This is a genomic window from Streptomyces rugosispiralis, from assembly GCF_024505145.1.
Taxonomy (GTDB): Bacteria; Actinomycetota; Actinomycetes; order Streptomycetales; family Streptomycetaceae; genus Streptomyces; species Streptomyces rugosispiralis.
The window spans coordinates 66673-93377 of sequence record NZ_JANIAA010000037.1; the positions used below are offsets into that span (position 1 = coordinate 66673).

Sequence of the window (26705 nt, forward strand, 5' to 3'; positions counted from 1 at the left end):
CCGCCGCTCCCGGCCACCTCCCCCAGCCCGCCCTTGGTTACCCTTCGTTGCCATGAGCGCCGCGACACCGCCGGGGCCGGCAGCCACGGCCACAAGGTGGCGCATCGGCTGGCCCCGACGCGTCTTCTCCCAGGTTCTGCTGATGCAGCTGGCCATCGCCACGGGTGTCACCGTGCTCGCGACCGGCCTCTTCCTCGCGCCGCTCAGCGACCACCTCGACGACCAGGCCATGCGCCGCGCCCTCGCCATCGCCCAGACCACGGCCGCCGAACCCCGGATGGCCGACGCGCTCCAGCACACCCGGCCGACCCCCGGCGGTCCGGTGCAGACCGAGACGGAGCGCATCCGCCGGGCGACCGGCGCCGAATATGTCGTGATCATGGACCGGCGCGGGGTGCGCTGGTCCCACACCTCCCCGGGCGAGATCGGGAAGCATGTCTCCACCGACCCCACCGAGGCCCTCGAGGGCCGGGAGGTCATGGAGATCGACGACGGCACCCTCGGCCGGTCGGCCCGCGGCAAGGTGCCCCTGCGCGCCGAGGACGGCCGCATCGTGGGCGCCGTCTCCGTGGGCATCTCCTACGAGAGCGTGCGCGCCCGGCTCGTCGCCGCGGGCCCGGAGATGCTCGCCTACGCGGGCGGCGCGCTCGCGGTCGGCGCGCTGGCCGCGTACGTGGTCTCCCGTCGGCTCCAGCGACGCACCCATGACCTGGCCTTCTCCGATATCTCGGCGCTACTGGCCGAGCGCGAGGCGATGCTGCACGGCATCCGGGAGGGCGTCGTCGCCCTCGACGCCCACGGCCGCATCCGCCTGATCAACGACGAGGCCCAGCGGCTGCTGGATCTGCGCCCCGAGGACACCGGGCAGCACCTGGATGCGGTGCTGGCCCCGGGCCGTACGACCGATGTGCTGTCCGGGCAGGTCACCGGCGCCGATCTGCTGACCGTCAGCGGCGGCCGGGTGCTGGTCGCCAACCGGATGCCCACGGACGACGGCGGCGCGGTGGTCACCCTGCGTGACCGCACCGAGCTGGAGCGGCTGGGCCGCGAGCTGGACGGCACCCGGGGTCTGATCGACGCCCTGCGGGCCCAGGACCATGAGCACGCCAACCGGATGCACACCCTTCTCGGCCTGCTCGCACTCGAACTGCACGACGAGGCGATGGAGTTCATCACCGAGGCCATCGGGGTGCACCGGGCCACCGCCGAGCAGGTCACCGAGCGGGTGCACGATCCGCTGCTGGCCTCCCTGCTGGTCGGCAAGGCCACGGTGGCCACCGAACGCGGCGTCTCGCTGTTCGTCGCCGAGGACAGCCTGCTGCCCAACCGGCTGGTGGACCCGCCGGGGCTGGTGACGATCGTCGGCAACCTCATCGACAACGCCCTGGACGCGGCGGTCGGTTCGGCGGAGCCGCGGGTCGAGGTGGAGCTGTGCGCCGACGACCGTACGGTGCTGCTGCGGGTCTCCGACACCGGCCCCGGGATCCCCGCCGACCGGCGCGACGTGGTCTTCACCGAGGGCTGGTCGACCAAGGCGCCGCCCGCGCACGGCAAGCGCGGCATAGGGCTCGCGCTGGTCCGCCGCCTCGCCGAACGCCAGGGCGGCAGCGTCCGCGTGTCCGACCGCGAGGGCGGGGGCGCGGAGTTCACCGTCGTCCTCCCCGAGGCGCTGGCCGAACAGCCGGCCGGGGCGCCGCTGACCGCGACAGGAGAGCCACGATGACCCTTGGAACCGGACCGGGCGGGCCCCTGGAGGTGCTGGTCGTGGACGACGACGTCCGGGTCGCCCGGGTCAACGCCGCGTACGTCGGCAAGGTGGCCGGATTCCGCGTCGCCGGGCAGGCGCACACCGCCGCCGAGGCGCTGGCCTTCCTGGAGGGCGCCCAGGGCGCCCACGTCGACCTGGTGCTGCTCGACCACTATCTGCCGGACGAGACGGGGCTGTCGCTGGTGCGGCGGCTGCGGCAGCTCGGCCACCACACCGACATCATCATGGTGACCGCGGCCCGCGACATCGCCACCGTCCAGGCGGCCATGCGCCATGGCGCGCTCCAGTACCTGGTCAAGCCGTTCACCTTCGCGGGGCTGCGCGCCAAGTTGGAGGGGTACGCGGCGCTGCGCCGCGCCCTGGAGGGCGACGGCGAGGCCGGGCAGGACCAGGTGGACCGGATCTTCGGCGCCCTGGGCGGCGCCTCGGCCGGCCCCGCCGAGCTGCCCAAGGGCCACTCGGCGCTCACCGCCGATCTCGTACGGGAGGTGCTGCGGGGCGCTGAGGGCCCGCTGTCGGCCCAGGAGGTGGCCGAGCGCGCCTCGCTCAGCAGACAGACCGCACAGCGCTATCTGAAGCTGCTGGAGCGCACGGGCCGGGTGCGGCTCAGCCTCAAATACGGCGAGACCGGCCGCCCCGAGCACCGCTACGACTGGGTCTGAGCCTCGTCTGGCGCCTTTTAGGGCCTGCCTGGGGCTGTGATCTGGATCACAACCCCAGGCAGGCCCTAGGCCGCGCCCGCCCCGGTGAGCGCCCGCACCTCCGTCTCGGCGTGCTCGGCGGCATGGCCGGGCACGTCCGCGGGGGCGGGTGAGGTGACCGTCCCGAACCAGCCCGCGAGGAACCCGAGGGGCACCGAGACCAGCCCCGGGTTCTGGAGCGGGAAGAGGTGGAAGTCCATCCCGGAGAAGATCGCGTCCGGACCGCCGGAGACCACCGGGGACAGCACCACCAGCACCACCGCCGGAAGCAGCCCGCCATAGACCGACCAGACCGCGCCGCGCGCGGTGAACCGCCGCCAGAACAGCGAGTACAGCAGCACCGGAAGGTTCGCCGACGCGGCGACGGCGAACGCGAGCCCCACCAGGAACGCCACATTGAGGTCCTCCGCGAGCAGCCCCAGCCCGATCGCGGCCGCCCCGATCCCCACCGCCGCGATCCGCGCGACCACCACCTCGCCGCGCGCGGTGCGACCCGCCCGCCTGATCAGCGAGGTGTAGAGGTCATGGGCGACGGAGGCCGAGGAGGCGAGGGTGATTCCGGCGACGACGGCCAGGATGGTGGCGAAGGCGATCGCGGCGACGACCGCGAACAGCACCGTGCCCCCGGTCGATCCGGCACCGCCGCCGAGGTCGAGCGCGAGCAGCGGAACGGCCGTGTTCCCGGCCGCGTTGGAAGTCCGTACGGCATCGGCGCCCAGCACGGCGGCCGCGCCGAAGCCGAGCACGATCGTCATCAGGTAGAAGCCGCCGATCAGCCCGATGGACCAGATCACCGAGCGGCGGGCGGCCCGTGCGGTGGGCACGGTGTAGAAGCGCGAGAGGATGTGCGGCAGCCCGGCGGTGCCCAGCACCAGGGCGAGGCCGAGGCTCACGAAGTCCAGCCGGGCGGTCCAGCCGCCGCCGTACTTGAGCCCGGGGGCGAGGAAGTCCACGCCATGGCCGCTGTTGCGCGCGGCGGTGCTGAGCAGGGCGTCGAGATCGCCGCGGAAGCGGACGAGGACCAGGGCGGTCAGCGCGATCGCCCCGCCCATCAGCAGTACGGCCTTCACGATCTGGATCCAGGTCGTGGCGCGCATTCCGCCGAGCGCCACGAAGACCACCATCAGGGTGCCCACGCCGATCACCGTCCAGGCGCGGGCGCGGCCGCCCGTCTCACCGAGCAGGAGGGCGACCAGACTGCCCGCGCCGACCATCTGGGCCACGAGATAGAGCACACAGACCGTGACCGAGGAGATGCCCGCGGCGATCCGGACCCGGCGCTCCCGCATCCGGGCGGCCAGCACATCGGCCAGGGTGAACCGGCCGCAGTTGCGGACCAGTTCGGCCACCAGCAGCAGGACCACCAGCCAGGCCACGAAGAACCCCACGCAGTACAGCACCCCGTCATAGCCGAAGAGCGCGATCAGGCCGGAGATCCCGAGGAAGGACGCGGCGGACATGTAGTCACCGGCGATGGCGAAGCCGTTCTCCATCGGGGAGAACAGCCGCCCGCCCGCGTAGAACTCCTCCGGCGAGCCGTGCCGCCGGCGCCCCGCCCAGGTGGTGATGGCCAGGGTGGCCGCCACGAAGACGCCGAACAGCAGCAGCGCCAGGTTCCGCTGATCGCCGGTCACCGCCCGTGCCCCCGCATCATCTCCTGCGTCACCCAGCGGAGTTCGAGCGCGACCCGGTCCCGGTGCAGCCGTGCGTGCCGGGCGTACGCCCAGGTCAGCAGGAAGGTGGTGGCGAACTGGGCGAGCCCCGCGACCATCGCCACATTGAGCGTGCCCACGACCGGGCGGGCCATCAGATGAGGTGCGGTGGTGGCCGCGACGACATACGCGAGGTACCAGATGAGGAACGCGGCGGTCGCGGGGAACACGAACCGGCGGTAACGGCGGCGCACCTCCTGGAAGGCGGCGCTGCCGTGCACCTCCGTGTAGACCGCCTGGGCGGCGGGCGGACGCGACCGCCCGGGTTCGCCCCCCGTGTCGTCCGCCTCACCCCAGCCGGACGCGAGCGCGTCGTACCACGGGTCCTCCAGCCGCGTCGCTCCCGTGTCGCCCGCGTTGTGCATGTCCACCCCGAACACTCCTTGTTCACTGCCGCATTCGCCGCGTGACCAAGGATTGGCAGATCAGAAAGATCCAGGACCCTTCAATACCGGACCTTCACCCCATCAGGTGACTCAGGTGATGAACAGCCCGGAAACGGCACCACAGGAACGGGCGGACGGCAAACGCCGAACGGGGTCCCCCGGGTGGGAGACCCCGCTGAACCGGCCCGCTGAACCGGACCTGCCGAACCGGACCTGCCGAACCGACCATGCCGAGGTGCCGGGCGTCAGACGTCGATACGCGACCGGTCCAGGGTCGCCGCCGAATTGGTGATGAACTCCTTACGGGGCGCGACCTCATTGCCCATGAGCAGGTCGAAGGCGCGCTCGGCGGCCTCCAGGTCGCTGATGTTGATGCGCCGCAGGGTGCGGTAGCGCGGGTCCATCGTGGTCTCCGCGAGCTGGTCGGCGTCCATCTCACCGAGACCCTTGTAGCGCTGGATGCCGTCCTTGTAGCGGATCTCCCGGCGCTGGAGGTCCAGCAGGGTCTCCTGGAGCTCCTGGTCGGAGTAGGTGTAGAGGTACTTGCTCTGCCCCCGCTTGGGGTTCACCAGCTCCACCCGGTGCAGCGGCGGCACCGCCGAGAAGACCCGCCCCTGCTCGACCATCGGCCGCATATAGCGCTGGAAGAGGGTCAGCAGCAGACAGCGGATGTGGGCGCCGTCGACATCGGCGTCGGCGAGGAAGATCACCTTGCCGTAACGCGCCTGGTCGATGTCGAAGGTCCGGCCCGATCCGGCCCCTATCACCTGAATGATCGCGCCGCACTCGGCGTTCTTGAGCATGTCGGAGATCGACGACTTCTGCACGTTGAGGATCTTGCCCCGGATCGGCAGCAGCGCCTGGAATTCGGAGTTCCGGGCCAGCTTGGCCGTACCCAGCGCCGAGTCCCCCTCGACGATGAACAGCTCGCTGCGGCCCACGTCGTCGCTGCGGCAGTCGGCCAGCTTCGCGGGGAGTGAGGAGGACTCCAGCGCGGTCTTACGGCGCTGCGCCTCCTTGTGCTGGCGGGCCGCGATGCGCGTACGGGCCGCGGCCACGACCTTCTCCAGGACGGCGCGAGCCTGCTGCTTGGCGTCCCGCTTGGCGGAGGTCAGGAACGCCTTGAGCTCCTTGGCGACCACATTGGCCACGATGCGGGAGGCCGCCGAGGTGCCGAGCACCTCCTTGGTCTGGCCCTCGAACTGCGGTTCCGCCAGCCTTACGGTCACCACCGCCGTGAGGCCCTCCATGGCGTCGTCCTTGACGACGTCGTCCTCGGCGACCCGCAGCAGCTTGGTGGCGCGCAGCACCTCGTTCACGGTCCTGGTGATCGAGCGCTCGAAGCCGGAGACATGGGTGCCGCCCTTGGGGGTGGCGATGATGTTGACGAAGGACTTCACCGTCGCGTCATAGCCGGTGCCCCAGCGCAGCGCGATGTCGACGCCCAGCTCACGGGTGACCTCCGTCGGGGTCATGTGGCCGCGGTCGTCGAGGACCGGCACGGTCTCCTTGAAGGTGCCCTGCCCGGACAGCCGCAGCACATCGCAGACGGCCTTGTCCTGGGCGAGGTACTCACAGAACTCGCTGATCCCCCCGTCGTAGCGGAAGGTCTCCTCGACCGGCCCCTCCTGCCCCTCCAGGCCCCGCTCGTCCCGGACCACCAGGGTGAGCCCCGGCACCAGGAACGCGGTCTGCCGGGCGCGGGCGTACAGCGTCTCCACGGAGAGCTTGGCGTCCTTGAGGAAGATCTGGCGGTCCGCCCAGTAGCGGATGCGGGTGCCGGTGCGGGTCTTGGGGACCCTCTTGCCCTTGAGGATGCCGCTGGCCGGGTCGAACGGGGCGTCCGGCCCGGATTCGGTGAAGATCCCGGGGACGCCGCGGCGGAAGCTGATCGAATGGGTCTTGCCGCCGAGGTCCACCTCCACGTCGAGACGGGCGGACAGCGCGTTCACCACGGAGGCGCCGACGCCGTGCAGACCGCCGGAGGCCGCGTACGCGCCGCCGCCGAACTTTCCGCCGGCGTGCAGCTTCGTCATCACGACCTCGACGCCGGACAGCCCCGTCTTGGGCTCGACGTCCACCGGGATACCCCGGCCGTTGTCCCGCACCTCCACGGATCCGTCGTCGTGGAGGATCACCTCGATGTGATCACAGAAGCCCCCCAGGGCCTCGTCCACCGAGTTGTCGATGATCTCCCAGAGGCAGTGCATGAGACCACGGCTGTCGGTGGAGCCGATGTACATGCCGGGGCGCTTGCGCACCGCCTCGAGCCCCTCGAGGACGAGAAGGTGCCGCGCGGTGTAGTTACCGCCGCCCCGGTCTGCTCCGGTCAGCAGCGCAGTGGACGGCACGGACGTGTCGGCGGTCACGCGGTTCGCTCCTCGCTGAATTTCTGGTTGGCCCGGCTGTGGGCACGATGGTGGCATGGTCGCCCGTCAGAGCGTACCGAGGCTTGATAGAGCCTTTGTGCCGCCACCCGTTGAAACGTCCATGCTAGTCGCACCGGCAACCGTTTCGCTCGTACGTTCGATACCTCGCGGCGGTGCCGCACACATCACGTTCCCTTTCAGGCATGAACCATTTAGGCTCCGGGCACGTCCTCATTCACAACCGGCAACCCGGCCGGGAGGACAAACCAGACAATCGACGCGAAGCATCAAAGCTAGGCAATACGGCTCATTCGCCGCCAAACGTCACCATCCGGCCTACTCAGAAGCAACTTTTGGGAAAAAGCCACGAGCGGGAACGATTTCAGGCTGGTTGGATGTTGACCCTGGTACGACAGCTCGTCGAGCTAGAGAAGAGGCGACGTGACTACTGTTCTGACCCCCGCGAGCCCGTTGACGGCCGCTGACCGCTGCGATCGCTGCGGCGCCCAGGCGTACCTGCGCGTCGTGCTGATCAGCGGTGGTGAACTGCTCTTCTGTGCCCACCACGGGCGCAAGTTCGAGCCGGAACTCAAGAAGATCGCCGCGGAAATACAGGACGAGACCGAGCGACTCACGGCCGTTCCGGCGTCCGCGTCCGAAGACGAACGCTGACGCCTCATACCCACGACGACGAGCGACGCCGGCCCAGGGCCGGAATCCGGGCGGTCTGCCCCCTGAGCGGGGCGGCCGCCCATGCTCGTATCGTCGGGCTCCGCCTCAGTCATGGGCGGCCACCAGATCGGCCACCGAGGAGATCCTCGTGTAGACGCCCGGCCGCCCCGCCACGGCGCATCCACTCCCCCAGGACACCAGGCCCACCAGCCGTCCACGGGCCACCAGAGGCCCTCCGCTGTCCCCCTGACAGGCGTCCCGGCCCCCGTCCGGCAGCCCGGCACAGACCATGGAGCGCGGGTCGTAGTCCCCCTCCGCGTTGCCCGGATAGGCCCTCTCACAGACGCTGTCGGCCAGCACCTGGACCGTCGCGGTACGCAGCGACGAGGCATAGGTGCCATCGCCCTCCGTATCGCCCCAGCCGTACACCGCGGCCCGTTCACCCGGCCGGTACGCCTGGTCCCCGGCGCCCGCCATGCGGATGGTGTAGGCCGCGGGCACCGCGACCCCCAAGGTGAGCACCGCGATGTCCCCGGCCCGGTTGTCGCCCTCGTACGCCGGATTGGCCCACACCCGCGCCAGCGGGTACTCCACCCCGTCCTTCTTCCGCAGGTCGTTACGGCCGATGATCACCTTCAGGTCCCGTACGTCCCGCCAGTCCTTGCCGAGCACCCCACGGCTCAGGCAGTGGGCCGCCGTGACGACCGTTGTGGCGCCCACCACCGCCCCGCCACAGAACTGGCCCGCCCTCTTGTCCCCGAAGATCTCACGGCTGGCCACGGCCACCGCCCAGGGCGCCTCGACCGTACGGGCCGGATGCCCACCGATCACCACCCGGTCGGCCGTCGCCGGGGCGGGCGCGGTGAGCACTATCGCGAGCGCGGCGGCCAGCGGCACCGCCAGGGCGACGAGGAGCGAGCGGGGGGACCTAGGCATGCGGCCTCCTGACCATACGGAGCAAGACGCATACTCAGCGTTACCCCCTCTGTCGCGAAGCGCATCCCGAGTGGGCCAAGCGGGGAACATGACGCCGGAGGACTTGGCGCCGCGCGACGAGAAGGCCGGGCTCCCTCGGAGGGAGCCCGGCCTTCTCGCCGTACCGCTTCGCTATGGGGCGGCGGTCCGCATCAGTCCAGGTAGTCGCGGAGAACCTGGGAGCGGGACGGGTGGCGCAGCTTCGACATCGTCTTGGACTCGATCTGACGGATGCGCTCACGCGTCACGCCGTAGACCTTGCCGATCTCGTCGAGGGTCTTCGGCTGACCGTCGGTGAGGCCGAAGCGCATCGAGACCACGCCCGCCTCGCGCTCGCTGAGCGTGTCGAGCACGGAGTGCAGCTGCTCCTGCAGCAGGGTGAAGCTGACCGCGTCGGCCGGGACGACCGCCTCGGAGTCCTCGATGAGGTCACCGAACTCGCTGTCGCCGTCCTCGCCCAGCGGGGTGTGCAGCGAGATCGGCTCACGGCCGTACTTCTGGACCTCGATGACCTTCTCGGGGGTCATGTCGAGTTCCTTGGCCAGCTCCTCCGGGGTGGGCTCGCGGCCCAGGTCCTGGAGCATCTGGCGCTGGACGCGCGCCAGCTTGTTGATGACCTCGACCATGTGCACCGGGATACGGATGGTGCGGGCCTGGTCGGCCATGGCGCGGGTGATCGCCTGACGGATCCACCAGGTGGCGTACGTGGAGAACTTGTAGCCCTTGGTGTAGTCGAACTTCTCGACCGCGCGGATCAGACCGAGGTTGCCCTCCTGGATGAGGTCCAGGAAGAGCATGCCGCGGCCCGTGTAGCGCTTGGCCAGCGAGACCACCAGACGGAGGTTGGCCTCCAGGAGGTGGTTCTTGGCGCGGCGGCCGTCCTCGGCGATGATCTCCAGCTCGCGCTTGAGCTTGGGGGCCAGCTTGTCGGAGTTGGCGAGCTTGTCCTCGGCGAACAGACCGGCCTCGATGCGCTTGGCGAGCTCGACCTCCTGCTCGGCGTTGAGCAGCGGGACCTTGCCGATCTGCTTGAGGTAGTCCTTGACCGGGTCGGCGGTGGCACCGGCCGCGGCCACCTGCTGCGCGGGGGCGTCGTCCTCGTCCTCGTCGGAGAGCACGAAGCCCGCGTTCTCCGGCTCGGCCTCGGCGCCCTCGGGGCCGGGCTTGCCCGGCACCTCCTCGATGACGTCCTCGCCCTCGAGGATCTCGTCGGTGACGTCCTTCTTGGCGGTGGTCTTCTTCGCGACCGTCTTCTTGGCGGCGGCGGTGGCCTTCTTGGCGACCGCCTTCTTTGCCACGGCCTTCTTGGCGGCGGCCTTCTTCGCGGGAGCGGCCGCGGCTTCACCGGCCAGGGCGGCGCCCGGGTCCGAGGTGGGGGCGGCCGGAGCGGCGGGGGCCTTCTTGGCGGTGACCGTCTTGGCCGCGACAGTCTTGGTGGCGGTGCGCTTTGCCGGGCTCTTCGCTGCGACGCTCTTACGGGTGCGCTTGGGCGCCTCTGCGGCACTGACCATCAGCGTCACACCCTCCTCGTCGAGGATCTGGTTGAGGCTGCGCAGTACGTTCTTCCACTGGGTTGGCGGAATCTGGTCAGCCTCGAAGGCCCGGCGCACATCGTCGCCGGCGATCTGCCCCTCAGCCTTTCCCCGCTCGATGAGCGCCATGACAGACTCCGACTCGGCGATCTCCGGCGGGAGCGTACGGGATGTGCTGGCCGACACGAACAACCTCTCGGAACGTTGGAAACGGCTTCCGGCTCAGTCCGGTGGGGGACTGGAGCCGACGACCGCCGGCAGGGATGAACCGACGGCGCGGGCGGAGTGCGGAGGAGTACAGCGTTTTGAGCGACATCCGTATTCCCTCCGCGGCTGCCACCTCTTTAATCATCGCGCTGCCCCAAAGAGCGTTACGCCCAATACTCGTGGCCCGAGTCACACCCCATAACGGTCTTAATGCCCATCCAACGGGACAGAAAACTCCCAGTCGCACACCGAAGGGAGTCACACGGCGCCGATCGATCAGATCGCGCCGCGCCGCCGAACCCGCGGCGCGGGATCCGGCGACGCCCTCTCGTACGCCGTACGGCATCCATCGGGCCGGAACTCGCCGCCTACTGGCACCGCCTCGCCGTACCTCGTACACCGCACGCTCCGGATACCCGGCACTCCAGGCAACCGGACGCGCCGCGGATCAGTGCTCGCGCGGCGCGGGCACCCCGACCTCGGCATGATCGAGATCCGGGTGGACGGTCAGCAGCTGGCGCATCGCCGCCTCGGCCCCCGCGGCGTCGCCCTCGCCGATCGCCTCGACGATCCGGCGGTGGTGGGCGACCCCCGCCTCGGTGAGGCGGTCGCAGCCGGAGACCGGGGCCCCGGAGACATGCAGCGCGGCGGCGACGATGCCCGCCAGGTGCTCCAGCATCCGATTGCCCCCGGCCTGGAGCAGCAGCGCGTGGAACTCGGCGTCGGCGCGGGAGAAGGTGAGGGCGTCGCCCTGCGCCAGCGCGTGGCCCATGATCTCGACCATGTCGCCGAGCCGCTGCTGCAGCTCCTCGCGGCCGTGCCCGGCGGCGAGACGGGCGGCCAGCGGCTCGATGGTCCAGCGCAGCTCGCACAGCTCACGGCGCTGGTCGTCGCGCTGCGGACCGAAGGCGCGCCACTCGATGATGTCCGGATCGAGCAGGTTCCAGTCGCTGACCGGGCGGACCCGGGTGCCCACGTTGGGGCGGGCGCTGACCAGGCCCTTGGCCTCGAGGACGCGCAGCGATTCCCGTACGACGGTGCGGGAGACCTCGAAGCGCTGACCGATCTCCTCGGGGACGAGCGGACGGTCCGCGCCCAGGTCACCGGAGACGATCATCTGGCCCAGCTGCTGAACGAGTTGGCCGTGCAGCCCGCGGCCCCGGTTGCCGGCCGCGCGTCGGCCCACCCGGCCGATCTCCGCCTCGGCACCGTCCCAGGAGGAGGGGGCGCTGCCGCGGTCGGCGCCGGGGGCTTCGGCGTAGGAGTAGCGGTCAAGCTCGCCCGAACCGGCCAGGCCGGAGTCGGCGGGGCGAGCCGCGGTCATCGTGGTGTGCGCAAGGGTACTCACGCATCCTTTGTCGGCGACGCCTCGGAAGCCCTTGAGGTCTTTGGTGAAAAGCACACGAAAGGGTGATCGCCCATTACCTCATAATTGACGCTCAATCGGACAGAAAGAAGCATCCTTCGGGGAGTTGCGAGCAGTTCGCGCGTTGGCTGTACGAATCGGCTTCTGGCCTGATCCACTGGCTGGGGACGGGCGGCTGGCCGCGCGCGAGCCGGGCGGTTGGGGGGCCGGGCGGTTGGGGGGCCGGGGCCGCTTCCGGGCCGAGAGCGGGCGACGGGGTGGGCGTGCGTGCGTCGGAGCGGGCGCGTGTCGGAGCGTGTCGGAGCAGGCGGGCGGGTGGTCGACGGGGCGGGCGGAGCGCCTGGTGCGGGACGCCTGGTGCGGGACGCCTGGTGCGGGACGCCTGGTGCGGAGCTGCGCTACTGGCGGGTGCTCTTGCCGCGCAGACCGGTGAGGGCGTAGGCGCACAGCAGGACGGCCACCGACAACATCAGCGCCTGCCCGACCGGTTGGGACGCGAGCCGCAGCGCGACCGCCAGCGCTCGGTCGATCATGGACGGCGACCGGTCCAGCATCGCCGCGCGCAGCCGGTGCGGCAGCATGACCAGCGAACGCAGCGACGGGTCCTGCCCCGCGCGCTGGATGACGGGCACCGCGAGGATCGGCACGGCGAGCAGGGTGGCCAGCCCGAGCGCGGTGGAACGGAAGACTCCGGCGGCGAGCAGCCCGGCCCACGACGAGCCGATGGTCAGGCCGAAGACGCCGACCACCAGCGCGGGCCAGTCACCGGGCAACGGCACCGCGTTGCCGCCCACGAGCAGCAGGAGCGCCGCGCTGTCGAGCACGATGACGCCGAGCGACAGCAGGACGGCACCGGCCGCGCAGACCGCGAATTTGGCGGCCAGCAGCCCGAGTCGGCGGGGCACGGCGTCCCGGGTCGCGGCCAGTGCCGGAAAACGGAACTCGTCGCCGAAGGCGAGGGCGCCCAGGAGACCGGCCGCGATGGCGACGGGCGGCAGCGGGAGGTCGGCGGGCCAGCCCGTGAGCCGGTGCAGCTCCCCGGTATCACCGGCGCGGGCGAGCAGCACGGAGGCGAGGAGGGAGGCCACGATGGAGGCGACGCCGATCAGCCAGCCGGTCCGCACACCGGTGGCGCGGCGCATCTCGTAGCGCATCGGCCAGGCGGGGCCGGGGAAGCGGAGCTTGGGGAGCAGCCGCAGCGGGGGCGCCTCGGGATCGCGGGCGCGAGCGGCCGCGGGGGTCCCCGGGCCCAGATCGGCGGTCTCCTCGACCAGCCGGTGGACCACGATGCCGTGGCGGTAGGCGGTCTCCCCGACGGAGGCGGGGGACAGGCCGTAGACGGAGATATGGGTCTCGTCGTCCCGCACCACGGAGAACGGGTCGGCGTGCGCGGCGACCGGCTCCTCCTCGGCCTCGGTCCCGGCTGCGATCCCGCCGCCGACGCCGGCCCCGTTCCGCGCGCGGGCCGCTTCGGCGCCTGCCGCTTCGGTGTCGGCAACGGGGGCGGGGATGGAGGCGGGGGCGGGGGCGGGGACAGCCTTGTCCGCCGAGTTCGCCGAGTTCGCCGGGTTCGCCGTGTCCGCCGTGTCCGCCTTATCGCTGACCGCCATGTCGTCGGCTGTCTTGTCGCCGGCCGTGGCTTCCGCGGTGGCCTTCTTCGCCTCGACCGCGGCGGAGCCCCGGGAGGCGAACCGGGTCATCCTGACCTTGCGCCAGATCGCCCTCTTCCTGGCCTTGGGCCCGGCGCTCTCGGCCTTGACGACGTCGCCCCCGTCGGCCACGTCGGGCTGGACGACATCGGCGGCCTGGGCGGCCTCGGTATTGGCCGCGAGTTCGGCCGCCGCCCGGGCCTCCTCCGCCGCCTGGGCCTCGGCCAACTGCCGGGCGGCCTCGACCTCCTCCTCCAGGACGGCGGCGAGGCGGCTGACGAGCGGCGAGTGGACCACGACACGGGGGCGCAGCCGGGTGCGGGCGAACTCGTCCACCGGCTGATCGGCCACCAGCCGCCCCGATTCCAGGGTGAGCACCTGATCCGCGAGACGGATCACGCCCTCGGCGTCCTCGGTGGCGACGAGGACGGCGCCGCCCTGAGCGGCGAATTGGCGCAGCAGCCCGTACAGCCAAGCGGTCTCCCGGGCCGACAGGCCCCGTGCGGGCTCGTCGAGGACCAGGGTGTGCGGGTCCCCGAGGAGCGCGGTGGCGATCCCGAGACGACGCTCCGCCCCGGTCGACAGATCACCGAGACGCTCGTCCGCCAGATCGGTGAGACCGACCACGTCGAGCACGACATCGGCGCGGACAGCGGCCACCCCGGCCGCGGCACCGAGCATCCTCAGATGCCCCCGCACGGTGCGGCCCGGGTGACCGGGGACGTCCTCGAGGAGAACGCCGATCTCATGAGCCGGGCGCCGGATGCGGTGCAGGGGGCGGCCCCGGAAGAAGGCGGAGCCATGGCCCCGGTCGAGCTGCAGCAGCAGCCGCAGCGCGGTGGTCTTGCCCGCGCCGGGGCCGCCCAGCAGGGCGGTGACCCGGCCCGCCGGGGCCTCGAAGGTGAGGTCGTCGACAACGGGCGGTTGGTTGCGGCGGGGGGTGCTGGTCAGTCCGGTGGCCTGGATCATGGCTTCTCCCGCGGGGCATGGAACCGCTCGATGGCACGTGGGGACTGGTGGCGTACCGGAGAACGGTAACCCGCTATGTCCTATTTCTTCAGGACATAGCACCCCCGGGGAGTCGTCGTGTCACGCCCCGTCACACCTCGGGACGAAGCATGGGCGGATTGAGCAGCGTCGCCCCTCCGGCCCGGAACAGCTGAGCGGGACGGCCGCCCTGACGGGTCGTCGTACCGCCGGTGGGCACCAGGAATCCCGGGGTGCCGGTGACCTTTCGGTGGAAGTTCCGCGGGTCCAGTGCCACGCCCCACACCGCCTCGTACACCCGGCGCAACTCACCGACCGTGAACTCCTGCGGGCAGAAGGCGGTGGCCAGCGACGAGTACTCGATCTTGGAGCGGGCGCGCTCGACCCCGTCCGCGAGGATCCGGGCATGGTCGAAGGCGAGCGGGGCGGCCAGATCGCTGTCCCGTCCGAAGGCCCCATCCTGGTCGAGCAGCGACTCGACCGGCGCCCAGCGCACGCTGTGCGCGTCACCCCCGGCCCGGGGCGCGGGCAGATCGGGCGCCAGCGCGAGATGCGCCACGCTGACCACGCGCATCCGGGGGTCCCGCTTCGGATCGCCGTACGTGGCGAGCTGCTCGAGATGGGCCGCGTTCGGCGGAACCGGAAGCGTGGGGTCTTGCGCGAGCAGCCCGGTCTCCTCAGCCAACTCCCTGGCAGCGGCGGCGGCGAGATCCTCATCGGCCCGCACAAAACCGCCGGGCAGCGCCCACCGCCCCTTGAAGGGCGGCTCCCCGCGGCGAACGGCCAGCGCACACAACGAATGCCGCCGCACGGTGAGCACGACCAGATCAACGGTGACGGCGAACGCCGGGAAGGCCGACGGGTCGTAGGGCATGACGCGATCATAGTCGTCTGCCTGACGATAATCAGGCTCTTGAGCATGATCACCGATGTTCGTGAAATCGCTCTCTCAAGCGCTCGCCTGCACGATTCCCGCACCCCTTTCCGAATCCCCCGAGCCGCCCACGCGGGCGAACCTCGCCACCCCATCCCACCGGCCACCCGAGCCGCCGCGCCTCGGCAAACCTCCCTCGCCATCCACCGCCCGCCCGCGACCGTCACACCTCGGCCGACCTGCCTCGCCGCCCGCTGTTCACCCCCGGCCGTCGGGCCTCGGCCCACCCCGCTGCCGCCCGTCGGCTGCCCCGGGCCCGGGCCGCCCGTCTTAGGCGCGAGCCAGCCGGCGGATCGGGATCCCGAAGGCAGTCCACAGACCGCCCCTGGCCCCCGCCCCAGGGCTCCCGCGGCCCGACCGGGTCAGCGGCGGCTGCGCGTGCCCCGGCCACTGGTCCGGCGTCGGGTGCGCGGCCGCCCTTCCGGGCGGCGCTTGCCACCCGGGGTGCTCGACCCTGCCGAGCCGCTCCTGCCGCCCCGGCCCGCCGCCCCGCTCGGCCGCTCCCGCGCCGACTGCCGCTCCAGAGGGTCCTCCGCTTCCCCCAGCTCCTCCGCTTCCTCCGCTTCCTCCGATTCCTCTGCTCCCTCCAATTCCTCTGCTTCCGCGCGGGCGGCCGACTCGGCGGGCTCGGCCGACTCGACAGGTCCGGCCGTTTCCAAAGCCGTTTCGGCCGGGGCTCCAGCCGCGCCCAGCGGATCGGCGGCGGCCAAGTCGCCGAGCCGCTCCAGTTCCGCGTGCACCGCGGCGTGCACAGCGCGGTCGGCGCGGTCGGCGCGGTCGGCGCGGTCGGCCGGGTCGGAGCGCTCGGAGTCCTCCCGGCGCAGGCATTGACGCAGCAGTTTCGGATGGACCCCCTCATTGCACGCCTGGTGCAACAACCTCGCGAAGAGATAGTCCGGATCGACCCGCAGGGCACGGCCGAGCGCCACCCGTGCCATGAGCTCATCACCCGCCGACCAGGCGACCCACCCCGCCAGGGTGAGCGGTGCCGCCGCATGCTCTCCGTAGGAGCCGACACAGCGACGGGCCAGCGCTCGCCACAGCCGCAGCGCCGCGTCGGCGTCCGCTTCCTCCATCCATCCGGCCACCCGGTCCCGGGTCCGCCGGTCCTGCAGCCCGATGATCATCGCGGCCGCCTCCTGGTCGTCGAGCAGACCGTCGTCGCGGAGGTCGGCCGCGCAGGCCTCGGCGACCGGCGGCGCGGCCTGGAACGTGTCCAGCATCCGGCCCACCAGACCGAGGGTTTGCGCACGCACCGTCGCGGAGCCGGCGCCGTCCAGAATCCTCGGCACGAGATCGGCCCCGGCCGTGTCCAGCGCCCGCTCCTGCCCATCCGCCCGAGGCGCGTCCAGCGGGGCGAGCCTTGCCTCCATCTCGCGCAGCGAGCCGCGCACCTGGACCCCCGCGAAGGTCGCCGCAGCGGCCATGACCGAGGTGCCCGGCAAGGCGAGCGGAACGCCCTCCGGTGGGCAGCAGCGCCGGTCGGGACAGACATACGACCAGAACCGGCCGCCGGAGATGCACAGCGCCTCGAACACCGGCACCTCCAGCCCGCCGCACGCGATGCGCAGCCGCTGGGCGAGGGGCCGCAGCCGCTCCATCGCCTCCTGCGCGGACTCACCCCCGGCCGGCTCCTGGCACAGGAACAGCACGACCCCGTCCGGCCGCACGCCACGCCGCTCGCTGCCGCTGATCAGGCATTCGGCGAGCTGATCGCAGACCTCGGGCCACCCCTCCGGAACCCGGGGAATGCCCAGCCTGAGCCTGCCGCCGAACCGGCCGCGGGCGCCGTGCAGCGCGATCATCACGATGCTGTCGTCCGGCTGAAAGCCCAGGACATAGGGCAGGGCATCGGCGAGCTCGGCCGGGCTGCGGAGGGTGACCTGATCTTCGCCGGGCAGACCGGCCGCTTCGTTGTGTCGAGTCATGGCCCGACGGTCCCTCAGCCCCGCCGACCCCGCCACCCCTGTGGATAACGTTATCCACAGGCTGCCGGGAGCGTTGGCGCGATGTCGGCGGGATCGGGTTGCATGGGGGCATGAGCGACGAAGACCTGCGCCTCTCGGCCGACCGCGTCCTGGCCCGCCTCGTCGGGGACACCACCGGCTCCGCCCGGCTCCGGGAGGATCAATGGCGGGCGATCGAGGCGCTCGTCGCCGAGCGCCGCCGGGCGCTGGTCGTGCAGCGCACCGGCTGGGGCAAGTCGGCGGTGTATTTCGTCGCCACCGCGCTGCTGCGCGAGCGCGGCAGCGGTCCCACCGTGATCGTCTCTCCGCTGCTCGCGCTGATGCGCAACCAGGTCGAGGCCGCCGCACGCGCCGGTATCCAGGCGCGCACGATCAATTCCGCGAACACCGAGGAGTGGGACACCATCCAGGCGGAGGTGGCCGCGGGCGAGGTGGATGTGCTGCTGGTGAGCCCGGAGCGACTCAACAACCCCGACTTCCGCGACCAGGTGCTGCCCCAGCTCGCCGCCGCCACCGGCCTGCTGGTCGTCGACGAGGCACACTGCATCTCCGACTGGGGCCATGACTTCCGGCCCGACTACCGCAGGCTGCGCACCATGCTCGCCGATCTGCCCCAGGGCGTGCCCGTGCTCGCCACCACCGCGACCGCGAACGCGCGGGTCACCGCCGATGTGGCCGAGCAGCTGGGCACGGGCGAAGGAACCGGGCGTGCGCTGGTGCTGCGCGGCCCGCTGGACCGGGAGAGCCTGCGGCTGGGCGTGCTGCCGCTGCCGGACGCCGCGCATCGCCTCGCCTGGCTCGCCGACCACCTCGTCGAGCTGCCGGGCTCCGGGATCATCTACACCCTCACCGTGGCCGCGGCCGAGGAGGTGACCGCGTTCCTGCGGCAGCGCGGCCACACCGTCGCCTCCTACACCGGCAAGACGGAGAACGCGGATCGCCAGCAGGCCGAGGAGGACCTGCTGGCCAACCGGGTCAAGGCGCTGGTCGCCACCTCAGCGCTGGGCATGGGCTTCGACAAGCCGGACCTCGGCTTCGTCGTGCACCTCGGTTCGCCGTCCTCCCCCATCGCCTACTACCAGCAGGTCGGGCGCGCCGGCCGCGGTGTGGAGCACGCCGAGGTGCTGCTCCTGCCCGGCCGCGAGGACGAGGCGATCTGGCGCTATTTCGCCTCGCTGGCCTTCCCGCCCGAGGAGCAGGTGCGCCGGACGCTCGACGTGCTCGCGGCGTCGGATCGGCCGGTATCGCTGCCCGCGCTCGAGCCCCGGGTCGAGCTGCGGCGGTCGCGTCTGGAGATCATGCTCAAGGTGCTCGACGTGGACGGCGCGGTGCGGCGGGTGCGCGGCGGCTGGACCGCCACCGGGCAGCCCTGGGCGTATGACGCGGAGCGGTATGCGTGGGTGGCGCGCCAGCGGGAGACCGAGCAGCAGGCCATGCGGGAGTACGCCACGACGGCCGACTGCCGGATGGAGTTCCTGCGGCGGCAGCTGGACGACGAGAAGGCGGCGCCCTGCGGCCGCTGTGACAACTGTGCGGGGGCGCGGTTCACCACCGAGGTGTCCGCCGCCTCGCTGGACGCGGCCCGCGGTGAGCTGGGCCGGCCCGGTGTCGAGGTGGAGCCGCGCCGTATGTGGCCGACCGGGCTGCCCGCGGTGGGCGTCGACCTCAAGGGCCGCATTCCGGCGGGTGAGCAGGCCGCTCCGGGCCGAGCTCTGGGCCGCCTGTCCGACATCGGCTGGGGAAACCGGCTGCGGCCGCTGCTGGCCCCGCAGAGCCAGGACGGCCCGGTGCCCGACGATGTGGCCGGTGCGGTGGTGACGGTGCTCGCCGACTGGGCCAAGGGCCCCGGCGGCTGGGCCTCGGGCGCACCGGACGCCCCGGACCGCCCGGTGGGCGTGGTCACGATCGCCTCCCGCACCCGCCCGCGGCTGATCCAGTCACTCGGCGAACGGATCGCCACCGTCGGCCGGTTGCCCCTGCTCGGAAGCGTCGCGTACCACGACGGCGAGATCGACACCCGGGTGCCGCGCACCAACAGCGCCCAGCGGCTGCGGGCGCTGCACGGCGCGCTGACCGTGCCGCCGCCGCTGGCGGCGGCCCTTGCCGAAGCGGGTGGACCGGTGCTGCTGGTGGACGACCTGGCGGACACCGGCTGGACCTTGGCCGTCGCCTCCCGGCTGCTCCGCCGGTCCGGGGCGGCGGGAGTGTTTCCGCTGGTCCTGGCCGTGCAGGGGTAGGGAGGGCCGAGGCCGCTGCGGGGCGCGAACCGGCCAGGAATATAGAACGCACATCCAGGTAAAACGGTCAGTGGTGCCGACTGCGCATTGCCGCACGCGGGCGCTACCGCGAGAATTGTCAGCAGCTCCCCCGCCCCCGGTCCGGCCGTGGTACCGACGGGGCTGTGTCGTGGCCCGCGCCCGTGCCCGACCCTTCGCACGGACCGTGGGCGCAGACGAAGGGAGGACCGTGACCTTCGGCTTCGTTCCGCCACCGTCCGCCGATTCCGCTTCCCGAGCCGGCCGGATGCTCCAGCCCGCCGAGTGGGCGGCCGCGGGAATCCCGTTGCTGCGCAATCCGCGCGAGGTGGTCACCGGACTGCACATCCGCCATCTGCCGACGCCCTCGACCGCCGTCGTCGCGGTCCTCGATCCGGAGGAACGCCTCACGGCGAGCGCCTCGTTCGTCCGCCGCGGCACCGCCGCCATAGACGGCTGGGACTTCCGGAACGCGCTGCTGGCGCAGTTGCGCCGGGTGATCCCGCACGATCTGCGGCGCCGCACACCGATCCGCACCGCCGTGCTGCTCTACTGCCGCGAGGGCGAGAGCCGGTGGACGGAGGAGGACGGCGCCTGGATGTGGGGGCTGCGCGACGCCTGCACCCTGCACGGCCTGCGCTGCGGTGCGTACATCACGCTGACCCACGACGGATGGCGGGTCCTCGGCGAGGGGCGGGGCGGCCGTCGGCCGCACTCCGCTTCGCTGCCGACCGAGCTGGGCGTGGCCGTCGAGGGCGACGGCGACGCCACGGCGCTGCCGCGACCCCGCCTCGGAGGGCGGCGCAAGGCGCTGAGCCACTCCGCCGCCGTCTGACCGGTCCCGGGCCGCGCGGCCACCGGCCGTCCGGACGCCGGACAGCTCCGCCACGGGGGACAGAGACTGCCGGACACCGGGCGTTCGGGGACGTGCGGCCTCAGACGCCCGGACCGATGAGGGTGTTGATGCGCTTCGGATCGCCGCAGACGATCAGCAGCGTCCCGGCACGGCCCATCGCCTCGGGCAGCGCGCGGGCCACGGCGTCGTTGGCACCGCCGTTGACGGCGACGACCACGACCGGACGGCCCTTGAGGCGGTCGGCGTCCGCGCCGGCGTAGAAGACATCGTCTCCGGCGTCGTGCTGCGCCCAGTAGGACGCCTCACCGAAGGACAACTCATGTGCCGCCCACGGATGCTGCTCCCCGGTGGTCAGCACCAGGATGTCACCAGGTGCCCGGCCGGAATCCAGCAGCAGGTCGACCGCCTCGTCCGCCGCGTCCAGGGCGCCGTCCACCGTGGCGGGGATCAGCTGGATCTGGGGCGTGGCCTTCGTGGCGGTGGGTGCGGCCTTGGCAGCCGAAGCCGCCGGGGCGGTCGGCACGGGCTTCGTCGCATCGCTCGTGGTGCGCTGCGACTGGGCCGACGAGGTTCCGGCGGAGCCACGGTTGGGACCGGGGCTTCCAGGCCGCCGCGGTGCGGGCCGGGGGCCGGGACCAGGGACAGGACGAGGGGTCGGCGCGGTACGGCCTGCGGCCGGTGTCGCGCGGGGACCCGGGACACTCTCGTGAATCTGAGGCTCCTCGGGGATGAGAGGCATGGGCTGATGTCTATCAAACGTCGGTGCGAGTCGCATCGGCGGGTGGCGGTTTTGACCGCTTGGTCTGATCAGAAGTCGAAACCGAGTTGGCCTTCGTCCTCCAGCCCGACCGGTTCGGATGTGCTGCGGAACCGCTTCAGGTGCCGCCAGCGGGGCAGCCCGTCCATATAGGCCCAGGACAGCCGGTGGTGGGGCGTGGGCCCCAGTTCCCGCAGGGCGGCGCGGTGCGTGGGGGACGGATATCCGGCGTTGTCCCCGAAGCAGAAGTCCGTGTGTTCGGCTCCCAGTTCGGCCATCATCGCATCCCGGCGGACCTTGGCGATCACCGAGGCGGCGGCGACGGACACACAGGACTGATCGCCCTTGATGACCGTACGAACCGTCCAGGGACCGCCGAGGTAGTCGTGCTTCCCGTCCAGGATCACCGCGTCCGGCCGGACCGGCAGCGCTTCCAGCGCACGCGTGGCGGCGAGCCGGAGGGCGGCCGTCATCCCCAGGTTGTCGATCTCCTCGGGAGAGGAGTGACCCAGGGCGTGTGCGGTGACCCACGAGTCCAACTCCTGGGCCAATGCCGTGCGCTTCTTGGGACTCAGCAGCTTGGAGTCGGTGAGCCCGGTCGGCGGACGGCGCAGACCGGTGACCGCCGCGCAGACCGTCACCGGACCGGCCCATGCCCCGCGCCCGACCTCGTCGACACCAACGACGATCTTGGCTCCCGTCGTGGCTCGGAGCGAGCGCTCGACACTGTGGGTGGGCGGTTCATAGGCCATGGCGAGGACAACCTTACGCCGCTCTTACCTGCGTTCGGAACCCGGATCCCCGGCGGTGATCACCGACCGCTCCGGGTGGTTGCCGTCCTCGTGGAGCCGGTGGCCGTTTCCGCTCAACACGACGCGGCGCACGGCGGGTTCGACGGGTGGGGCAAAACGGACGGCGCACCGCATCACGCCCAGGCGAGGGGTCAGTCGGCGCCCGCCGGGACCCACTCCGGCAGCGCCTCGGTGCGGTCCAGCCAGTCGGCGGGCGGCGCACCGGCGGCCTCGGACGCGACCACTCCCCCGACGATGGCGCAGGTGGTGTCCACATCCCCGCCGGCCGAGGCCGTACTCCAGAACGCCTCCTCGAAGGAACCCAGGTGACGGGCGGCCGCCCACAGGGCGAACGGCACGGTGTCATGGGCGCTGGTGCGGCGGCCGCAGCCGAGCACCGCGGCGACGGTCCCGGCGTCCGCGTAGTCGAGCATGTCGCGGGCGCGGCGCAGCCCCGCCTGGACGGCGCTGCGCGGCACCACCTCGACCACCCGGTCCAGCAGCTCCCCGGGCCCGCCGTGGCCCGCCGGATCGGCCACCAGCGCCGCGGCCGCGGCCACCGCCATGGCTCCCGCCACCGCCTCGCGGTGCTGATGCGTGGTGTACGCCGAGATCTCCGCCTGATGCGTGGCCTGCTCCACATCGCCCGCGTACCAGGCGCCCAGGGGGGCGATCCGCATGGCGGCGCCATTGCCCCAGGAGCCCTGCCCCTGGAACAGCCCGGCGGCCAGGTCGCGCCAGTCCCCGCCCTCCCTGACCAGGCGGAGCATCCGGTTCACGGCGGGGCCGTAGCCCCGGTCGAAGTCATGGCGGTCGGCGAAGGAGCGGGCGAGATCGTCCTGGTCGATCCGGCCGTGGGTCACCAGGACGGCCAGGATCGAACAGGCCATCTCGGTGTCGTCGGTCCACTGCCAGGGGGCGGGCGGCAGCTCGCGGCGCTTGAGGTAGGGATAGTTGGCGGGGACGAAGAACTGGGAGCCGAGGGCGTCGCCCACGGCCAGCCCGCGCAGGCTCCGCAGAGCCCGGTGGAAACGGTCAGCGGTCATCGCTGCGCACTCTAACCGGTGTGGCCGTAGGGCTTGGGGGTGCACCAGCGTTCAAAGGGCCGGTCGAGGTGGTAGCGCCCGTCGGAGCCGAGCAGCAGGCTCCGCATCTCGCCATTGCCGGGGTTCGACAACGACTCGAATTCGGCGACGTTCCAGTGCAGCCACCGCATGCAGAACAGCCGCATGGTCAGCCCATGGGTCACCAGCAGGACGTTCGGCGGATGGGCCGGGTCCTCGAAGCTGCGCCACAGGCTCTCCAGGAAGGCGTCCACCCGGTCATAGACATCGGCGCCCGACTCACCCTGTGCGAACCGGTAGAAGAAGTGCCCGTATGCGTCGCGGTACGCCATCTGTTTCCGCACGTCCTCGCGGTCCTGCCAGTTCCCCCAGTCCTGCTCCCGCAGCCGGGGCTCTTCCCTGACCCGGGTACGGGAGGGGTCGAGATCGAGCAGCTTCAGGGTCTGGTGGGTGCGGCGGTACGGCGACACATAGATCGACACGCGCTCCTCGCCGAAGGTGGCGCGCAGCCGCTCGCCCGCCTCCTCCGCCTGCCGTCGCCCGGTCTCGGTCAGCCTCAAAGCATGGTCGGGCACCCTTTCGTACACCGAGTCATCGACATTCCCCTCCGATTCTCCGTGCCGTAGGAGGACGATGCGCCGGGGTCGTGCCATGGCGCCACCCTAGATCGAGGCCGTGGCCAGTGCCTCACCCCCCTCCTCGGCCAGGGGCCTGCCTCCTCGTATCTCGCGGCGCCGCCCGGTGAAGCGGCTGCGCAGCAGCCGGTCGTGCGAGACCACCACCAGCGCCCCGGTCCACTGGGCCAGCGCCTCCTCCAGCTCCTCCACCAGGCCGAGGGCGAGATGGTTGGTCGGCTCGTCGAGCAGCAGCAGATCGGCGGGGCGGGCCAGCAGCCGGGCGAGCGCCAGCCGGCGGCGCTGGCCCGCGGAGAGCGACCCCACCGGGACGTGGAGGGCATCCGGGCGGAACAGCCCGTACGACAGCAGCAGGTCGGCCTGCTCCTCCGGTGTCCCCGGCAGCCCCCGGCCGAAGGCCGACAGCAGCCGCTCCCGGGGCCGGACTACCGGTATCTCCTGGGCGAGGTAGCCGATCCTGCCCCGGCGGACCACCCGGCCCGCCTCCGGTTTCTCCACCCCGGCCATGACCCGCAGCAGCGTGGACTTGCCCGCGCCGTTGGCACCGTGGACGAGCAGTCTCTCTCCGGCCGCCACCGTGAGCCGGTCGACCGCCAGCCGGGCCCCCACGCGGACCTCCTGAAGGTCGATGAGCAGACCGTCCGCCGTGCCCGCGGCGGGGAGCGCCGAGAACCGCAGCGGCTCCGGTGGGCGTGGCACCGGGTCCTCCTGGAGTCTGCGCAGCCTCTCCCGCGCGTTCCGCACCCTGCTGGACACCGAGGACTGCACACGTCCCCGGTCCCGGTCGTAGGCCATCTTGTTGCCGTCCTTCATACCGCGGCCCGGAGCGACCCGCCGGGCGACGGTGGTGGCGGCCTCCGCGAGCGCGGCCGTCTCCGCGCACCACTCCTCGTACGCCTGCTCCCAGCGACGGCGCGCGGCGGTCTGCTCGGCGACGAATCCGCCGTACCCCCCGCCGTACCGCACCAGGGTGCGCCGGTCGGCGTCCACCTCGACGATCGCGGTGGCCACCCGCTCCAGGAAGACCCGGTCGTGGGAGACCGCGAGGACGGTGCCCGGATGCGCCCGGAGCGCCTCCTCCAGCCAGCCGAGCGCCGCGCCGTCGAGGTGGTTCGTCGGCTCGTCCAGCAGCATCACCTCGGGGGCGGCCGCGATCAGGCAGGCGAGCCCGAGCCGGGCCTGCTCACCGCCCGACAGACTGCCGAGCCGCCGCTCGTACCCGATGCCGCCGAGCCCCAGGCCGTGCAGGGCCTTCTCCACCCGGGCATCCGCCTCATAGCCGCCGCGGGCCTCGAACGCGGTGAGCAGGTCGCCGTACGCGGCGAGCACATCGGGGGCGCCACCGCCGAGATCCGCCTCCAGCTCGCGCAGCCCGCGCTCCATGGCGCGCACCTCGGCGAGGGCGGCGTCCACCGCGTCGCGCACGGTGTGGTCCGGCGGCAGCTCGGGCGTCTGGCCGAGGTGGCCGACGCCACCGTCGGCCACCGTCACCACGGCACCGTCGTCCGGTGACTCGCGCCCGGCCAGCAGCCGCAGCAGGGTGGACTTACCGGCCCCGTTCTCCCCCACGACGCCGATCCGCTCCCCGGGCCGCACCGCGAAGGACACGTCGTCGAGCAGCAGCCGGTCGCCCCGGGACAGCGTGACGCCTCGCAGCGAGATCTGAGTGGGCAAGGGCGCACCTCCGAGCACGTGAGCGGCCATCCGGACCGCACATTCCAAACACAACTGAAGTTGCGTTACCCTCAGCATGACACAGCGAACCCGCTAACACAACTGGAGTTGCACTTGTCCACAGAGAGCGCCGCCCCGACCCCGGGCACCGTCCGCCCCGGCGGGCGCACCGCGCGCACCCGCTCGGCGGTGCGCGACGCCGTGCTCACCGGCCTCGCCGAGCACGGCTATCCCGGTCTGACCGTGGAGTACGTCGCCGAGCGCTCCGGCATCCACAAGACGACCGTCTACCGGCGCTGGGGCAGCGTCGAGGGGCTCGTGGCGGACGCGCTGGACCTGGCGGGAGAGGACGCCTGGACGCCGCCTGACACCGGAACCCTGGAGAGTGATCTGCGCGCCCTCGCCCGCGAGGTGACCGAGACCTTCGGCAGCGCGTCGGCCGCCGCCGCGCCGACCGCCTTCATCGCGGCCGCGTTCCAGTCCGAGCGCGCGGCGCAGGCCCTGCGCGACTTCTACACCGAGCGCTTCGCGCGCTGCGAATCCGTGGTGCGGCGGGCCGTCGACCGAGGTGAGGCCCCCTCCGGCACCGACGCCGCGGCGGTCGTACGCGCCGTCTCCGCGCCCTTGTTCTTCCGGGCGCTCATCACCCGCGAGCCCATCGACACCCCGCTCGCCGACCAGACGGCGGCCGCCGTCGCCGCCGCGGTCCGGGCCGGAGCGTATCTCCCCACCCGCCGCTGATCAGGGCCACCGTTTGCCCCGCAGAAGCCTCCGCCTCACACCGTCCAGGCGGACTCGACCCGTACGACATCGCCGGCGATCGCGGCCACATCCGCCTCCGTCTGCGCTCGCAGGCCGAGCCGCTCGACCCGCTCCACGCGGTACTTCCCGTGCTCGGCCGCCGAGTCCCACATCGACAACACCAGGAACTCGTTCCCCGGCGCCTCCCCGAACACCCCGCGCAGCATCCCGGGCGACCCGGCCATGGCCGGATTCCACACCTTCTCCTGCACCAGCGTGAAGTGATCCACCCGGTCGGGACGCACCCGGCAGTGCGCGACACGCACCACGTCCGCGTCGGAGAACCGTGGCTCGAAGCCGACCTTCACATCGAATCGGTGCTCGAACAGCCGGACTTGCATATCCCGGTACGTGCCCGACTGCGAGGCCGCCAGCCGATCGTGCGAGCGCGCCATGAAGGAGTCGTAGAACGCCCGGCTCTCCCAGAACGAGAAGACGTGCGCCACATTCGGCCGCCCCCGGCTCCAGCCACCGCCCTGCCCCCGGAATCCCGGTTCGCCGGGCAACCCCGCCCACTTCCGCTGCCCCCGCTCGAAACCCGGGCGGTCCACCACGGTGCAGCGAATCCACTTGACCAGCACCGCGCCATCCTACGGCCGTACGGTGGCCCCCATCACATACCGGAGAGTCCGCCCCCGGTTCGCCAT

General features: G+C 72.1%; 21 protein-coding genes. 6 read left to right on the top strand and 15 right to left on the bottom strand.

What is annotated here, in order from left to right; all coding sequences use genetic code 11:
- Nucleotides 1-52 precede the first annotated feature (52 nt).
- The gene (locus NP777_RS36605; protein ID WP_256654497.1) at nucleotides 53-1723 is read left to right on the top strand and encodes an ATP-binding protein; all 1671 of its coding nucleotides are present in this window, start codon (nucleotides 53-55) and stop codon (nucleotides 1721-1723) included.
- Complete coding sequence (locus NP777_RS36610; protein ID WP_256654498.1) at nucleotides 1720-2430, top strand: DUF7342 family protein; 711 nt, start codon at nucleotides 1720-1722, stop codon at nucleotides 2428-2430. Before NP777_RS36605 ends, NP777_RS36610 begins: the two co-directional genes overlap by 4 nt.
- A 65-nt stretch (nucleotides 2431-2495) precedes the next feature.
- Here the strand turns inward: NP777_RS36610 and NP777_RS36615 are convergent, their stop codons facing one another.
- The 3 genes from NP777_RS36615 to NP777_RS36625 all read right to left on the bottom strand — a co-directional run bounded on the left by NP777_RS36615 (nucleotide 2496) and on the right by NP777_RS36625 (nucleotide 6936).
- Nucleotides 2496-4103: a solute symporter family protein gene (locus NP777_RS36615; protein ID WP_256654499.1), complete on the bottom strand. Its 1608-nt coding sequence runs from the start codon at nucleotides 4101-4103 to the stop codon at nucleotides 2496-2498.
- On the bottom strand, nucleotides 4100-4552 hold the full coding sequence (locus tag NP777_RS36620) for a DUF485 domain-containing protein (protein ID WP_391858642.1): 453 nt from the start codon (nucleotides 4550-4552) through the stop codon (nucleotides 4100-4102). Before NP777_RS36620 ends, NP777_RS36615 begins: the two co-directional genes overlap by 4 nt.
- Nucleotides 4553-4812: 260 nt before the next feature.
- Nucleotides 4813-6936 (bottom strand): DNA gyrase/topoisomerase IV subunit B, encoded by a 2124-nt coding sequence (locus tag NP777_RS36625; RefSeq protein WP_256654500.1) that lies wholly within the window; start codon nucleotides 6934-6936, stop codon nucleotides 4813-4815.
- Nucleotides 6937-7377: 441 nt separating this feature from the next.
- Here NP777_RS36625 and NP777_RS36630 point away from each other — a divergent pair, with 441 nt between their 5' ends.
- On the top strand, nucleotides 7378-7608 hold the full coding sequence (locus tag NP777_RS36630) for a DUF7455 domain-containing protein (RefSeq protein ID WP_037964812.1): 231 nt from the start codon (nucleotides 7378-7380) through the stop codon (nucleotides 7606-7608).
- 105 nt (nucleotides 7609-7713) lie between these two features.
- On the opposite strand, the gene NP777_RS36635 is transcribed toward NP777_RS36630, so the two are convergent.
- From NP777_RS36635 to NP777_RS36660, 6 genes are all read right to left on the bottom strand, one after another.
- Entirely contained in the window at nucleotides 7714-8544 is an 831-nt protein-coding gene (locus tag NP777_RS36635) for a S1 family peptidase (protein WP_256654501.1), read from the bottom strand.
- A gap of 191 nt (nucleotides 8545-8735) precedes the next feature.
- A complete protein-coding gene (locus NP777_RS36640) occupies nucleotides 8736-10301 on the bottom strand; it encodes an RNA polymerase sigma factor (protein WP_256654502.1) in 1566 nt (521 codons plus the stop codon).
- 469 nt (nucleotides 10302-10770) lie between these two features.
- The gene (locus NP777_RS36645; protein WP_308405320.1) at nucleotides 10771-11724 is read right to left on the bottom strand and encodes a FadR/GntR family transcriptional regulator; all 954 of its coding nucleotides are present in this window, start codon (nucleotides 11722-11724) and stop codon (nucleotides 10771-10773) included.
- A 362-nt stretch (nucleotides 11725-12086) separates the two neighbouring features.
- Nucleotides 12087-14306: an ATP-binding cassette domain-containing protein gene (locus tag NP777_RS36650; RefSeq protein ID WP_256654504.1), complete on the bottom strand. Its 2220-nt coding sequence runs from the start codon at nucleotides 14304-14306 to the stop codon at nucleotides 12087-12089.
- Between the two features lie 130 nt (nucleotides 14307-14436).
- Nucleotides 14437-15198: an NUDIX hydrolase gene (locus NP777_RS36655; protein WP_256654505.1), complete on the bottom strand. Its 762-nt coding sequence runs from the start codon at nucleotides 15196-15198 to the stop codon at nucleotides 14437-14439.
- A gap of 422 nt (nucleotides 15199-15620) precedes the next feature.
- On the bottom strand, nucleotides 15621-17186 hold the full coding sequence (locus NP777_RS36660) for a DUF4192 domain-containing protein (protein WP_256654506.1): 1566 nt from the start codon (nucleotides 17184-17186) through the stop codon (nucleotides 15621-15623).
- A gap of 110 nt (nucleotides 17187-17296) precedes the next feature.
- Here NP777_RS36660 and NP777_RS36665 point away from each other — a divergent pair, with 110 nt between their 5' ends.
- Nucleotides 17297-19462: a RecQ family ATP-dependent DNA helicase gene (locus tag NP777_RS36665; protein WP_256654507.1), complete on the top strand. Its 2166-nt coding sequence runs from the start codon at nucleotides 17297-17299 to the stop codon at nucleotides 19460-19462.
- Between the two features lie 229 nt (nucleotides 19463-19691).
- Nucleotides 19692-20315 carry a hypothetical protein gene (locus tag NP777_RS36670; RefSeq protein ID WP_256654508.1) on the top strand — a complete coding sequence of 208 codons (624 nt, stop codon included), beginning with the start codon at nucleotides 19692-19694 and terminating at the stop codon, nucleotides 20313-20315.
- Nucleotides 20316-20415: 100 nt separating this feature from the next.
- Here the strand turns inward: NP777_RS36670 and NP777_RS36675 are convergent, their stop codons facing one another.
- The 5 genes from NP777_RS36675 to abc-f all read right to left on the bottom strand — a co-directional run bounded on the left by NP777_RS36675 (nucleotide 20416) and on the right by abc-f (nucleotide 25257).
- A complete protein-coding gene (locus NP777_RS36675) occupies nucleotides 20416-21075 on the bottom strand; it encodes a hypothetical protein (protein ID WP_256654509.1) in 660 nt (219 codons plus the stop codon).
- A gap of 68 nt (nucleotides 21076-21143) precedes the next feature.
- Nucleotides 21144-21845: a ribonuclease HII gene (locus tag NP777_RS36680; protein ID WP_256654510.1), complete on the bottom strand. Its 702-nt coding sequence runs from the start codon at nucleotides 21843-21845 to the stop codon at nucleotides 21144-21146.
- A gap of 191 nt (nucleotides 21846-22036) precedes the next feature.
- A complete protein-coding gene (locus NP777_RS36685) occupies nucleotides 22037-22930 on the bottom strand; it encodes an ADP-ribosylglycohydrolase family protein (RefSeq protein ID WP_256654511.1) in 894 nt (297 codons plus the stop codon).
- A gap of 11 nt (nucleotides 22931-22941) precedes the next feature.
- On the bottom strand, nucleotides 22942-23601 hold the full coding sequence (locus tag NP777_RS36690; RefSeq protein ID WP_256654512.1) for a histidine phosphatase family protein: 660 nt from the start codon (nucleotides 23599-23601) through the stop codon (nucleotides 22942-22944).
- Nucleotides 23602-23610: 9 nt separating this feature from the next.
- Nucleotides 23611-25257 (bottom strand): ribosomal protection-like ABC-F family protein, encoded by a 1647-nt coding sequence (gene abc-f, locus NP777_RS36695; RefSeq protein ID WP_256654513.1) that lies wholly within the window; start codon nucleotides 25255-25257, stop codon nucleotides 23611-23613.
- Nucleotides 25258-25371: 114 nt separating this feature from the next.
- On the opposite strand from abc-f, the gene NP777_RS36700 reads away from it, so the two are divergent.
- Nucleotides 25372-25998, top strand: coding sequence for a TetR/AcrR family transcriptional regulator (locus NP777_RS36700; protein ID WP_256654514.1), 627 nt, complete (start codon nucleotides 25372-25374; stop codon nucleotides 25996-25998).
- A gap of 35 nt (nucleotides 25999-26033) precedes the next feature.
- Here NP777_RS36700 and NP777_RS36705 read toward each other — a convergent pair whose 3' ends face one another.
- Complete coding sequence (locus NP777_RS36705) at nucleotides 26034-26639, bottom strand: YdbC family protein (RefSeq protein WP_044569357.1); 606 nt, start codon at nucleotides 26637-26639, stop codon at nucleotides 26034-26036.
- Nucleotides 26640-26705: the final 66 nt, after the last annotated feature.